This window comes from bacterium (assembly GCA_030704665.1).
Lineage (GTDB): Bacteria > Patescibacteriota > Microgenomatia > Woykebacterales > RBG-16-39-9b > JAUYID01.
Genome location: JAUYID010000006.1, coordinates 1 through 2,756, shown reverse-complemented (window position 1 = coordinate 2,756; position 2,756 = coordinate 1). Strand labels below are relative to the sequence as shown.

3 protein-coding genes are annotated in these 2,756 nt (G+C 43.7%); all 3 read left to right on the top strand.

Annotation, left to right across the window (positions count from 1 at the left end; genetic code table 11):
• Nucleotides 1-248: hypothetical protein (locus Q8P13_00135; protein MDP2670867.1), on the top strand; the 248-nt coding region annotated here is incomplete at its 5' end.
• 106 nt (nucleotides 249-354) lie between these two features.
• Complete coding sequence (locus Q8P13_00130) at nucleotides 355-2,040, top strand: AAA family ATPase (protein ID MDP2670866.1); 1,686 nt, start codon at nucleotides 355-357, stop codon at nucleotides 2,038-2,040.
• Nucleotides 2,041-2,044: 4 nt separating this feature from the next.
• Nucleotides 2,045-2,756 (top strand): hypothetical protein (locus Q8P13_00125; GenBank protein ID MDP2670865.1); only part of this gene is annotated, 712 nt, incomplete at its 3' end.

Genomic DNA, 2,756 nt, shown 5'->3' with positions numbered 1-2,756 from the left:
CTAAGGAAAACAATATTGATCCTTCGAAGGTTCGACGCAGGAAGCCAGTCGAGATTATTTACGATACGCTCCTTTACTACGGCACTAACAAGGAATCTCTTTTGGAAAATTCTTACGACTGGACTGGCGTTCAGTCGTCCGGCGGCGGCTTCGTCGACGTTGGCAGCTTCGCTTCGGATGGTCTCGACGTCGGCGGCGATACCCGTGGCGGCACGGGCTCCGGTCTCGGCGTCTGCCCCTCTCGGTAGTTTCGCCTTGGGTACTTGGATTCCTTGATCCTTATTGATCCCTTGGTCTTTCGAAAAAAAAATTTAAGACTGGTAAAATCTTTATATAACTTGTAACATTTATTATATGTCTAACTCAAAAGAATCACTCCCCCCAATACCAAATATGCCCACTACTCCTGAACGAATCATCGAGGAGAAGGGCATCGATAAAACAAAGGAGAAGGAAAAACTTTCTCTAGAGCAGCTGGAAGCCAGAGTCCAAGAACTTATGGACTTATCGGCCGCTCGAGCCGAAGCTTCTAAGCATGTTCGTGAGTCTTGGGGCGGTCTGACCAAAATCGAGCGAGAAGAACTGGAAGAGAAGGGAGACGATGCCGTAGCAGCTCAATTCGACGCACTCAAAGTTGATCCCGAGCTGGCAGAATTTTCTGAAAATGTCCTTGCTGAATACGATAAGCGTATTCAAGAGCTTGGCAGCAACCCCAAGGTCATAGAGGCCTATGATGAACGCTTTGAAGGCATGAAAGATGCCTTAGCTAAAGTTCTCAAGTACGAACATCTCCATAAAGAGCTTGATGCAATCACCAGCAGTGAACAGAAGCTTCGTTTGATGTATGAAAAAGTCGGACGTTCACCTGGGCCGATTGAGCGAACCAAACTGACTGATCTGGCAAAGCGCAAAGAAGAACTCCAAAAAGAAATAAACTGTTTTGAATTAGATCCAGCATCGATTGATATGCTTCGACGCCGAGAGGTTCGGGGTATGCAGCGGGATTTGGAGCGTTACAACTTTGCTGAAACTGAATCCCGCACCGAACTCATCCGAGAAGTCTTGCCCGACCTGCTTCATGGCGCACCGATTCTGTTTCAAGGCGAGACTGGCTCTGGCAAAACTCAACTGGCTAAATATATTTCTCATAGATTCCTTGGCCATGAAGTTTCGCCGATTTCTATCTCTGAACAAATAAAAGAGTCCCAAATCATGGGGAGGGTTACACTGAAAGAAGGTGTCACCGATTTTCTATACTCTGAAATGGTTAAAAGCATGAAAGAGGGCCGTCCAGTAATTATGGATGAAATCAATTTAATGCCCCATGAATTTCAAGGTATTCTCAACGAGATTTTCCAATTACGAATTGGTAGCACTTGGAAGCATCCTTCTACCGGAGAGTCAATCAAAGTTGCTCCCGGTTTTGTGATCTTTGCTACTGCCAACCTTAAGTCAGAACGCTATAAACAACGCTATGAACTTGATGTTGCCACTTTGCGACGTTTCATCGGTGGTGCAGGAGCAAGAGAAATTCACTATCTAGATTTGGGTAAGAAAAGTAAAGAAGGAGAATATATTGCCCCAGAGACTCTTAAGATTCTTGCTTCTGTTTTAGCAGATCGAAACGGCAATATTACTTGGAGTGAACAAGAATCACCTCAAAAACTTGATGAGCTAAAGAGATTTGTGGGTGCTTGCCGTAAAATCCAAGAAGACTTTACTTTGAGCGTCCGAGAGGGTTCTGAAGACTCATTAGCTCGAGGCGACAAGCTGGCTTTCAAAGAACTGGTCATCACTCTCAAGGATCAGATTGAGATTATGAAAGCATGGAAAGCGTCTGGTTTTGTTGAGCCGCTAGAAAGTATTGTTCTGCGAGAATTCTTCAGAAAAGCTGAAATCAGCGGTAGAGCCGCCAAAGACCGAGAAAATATGGTCAAAGTATTTATGGCTAACAAGTTCTTCAAAGACACTGACCCGGAAGACTTTAATATTCAAGGATTATCTTCTAAAACTGTTCGCCAATGGCAAGGCAAAGAATAAAACTATGCCATTTGAAGCCTACAAAATCTACGAAGAGTACGAGCCGGATAAATATAAAACCTCCACTCAAAAAAAAGTAGAGCAAGCCTTGAATTCAGCTAAAAAAGAAGGTCTTGTTCCTGAAGCTAAAGAAACAAGTATTGAGTTTGAGGAAGCTAGGGAAATCTTTGGCAAAGATTTTCTTGGCCCCGAAGCCGCTGAAGCGGCTTTTGGTGTTGAACTGTCCCAAGAAGAACTTGAGCAAATTGAGGATATTCCATTTTCTCGAGAAGAATTAGAACAAGCCAAGCAATTGGGCATGATGCTCGTGCTTCGAGTCCCAAGAATTGGCAAAGACAAAACCGCTAAATCTTTTAGTATCAATAGCGTTAGAGAAGTTTTTAAAGACGAGGATACTTTAGGAGATCCGGATAACAAAAAGTCAGATATATTCTACGATCAGGACTGGTATGATAACGAATCATTTGCTATGCAAGACACTCCCTCGTTGGGTTGGGGTCTTGTGATGAAAGAAGTCTTAGAAGAATCACTAGACAAGAATTGGGACGAACAGGAAGAGGTTCTTAAAGAATGGGCTAAGGAAAACAATATTGATCCTTCGAAGGTTCGACGCAGGAAGCCAGTCGAGATTATTTACGATACGCTCCTTTACTACGGCACTAACAAGGAATCTCTTTTGGAAAATTCTTACGACTGGACTGGCGTTCAGTCGTCCG

Bases quoted from the DNA above. Each gene is read 5' to 3' on its own strand.
- Q8P13_00130 (MDP2670866.1), top strand. From the start codon at position 355: ATGTCTAACTCAAAAGAATCACTCCCCCCAATACCAAATATGCCCACT.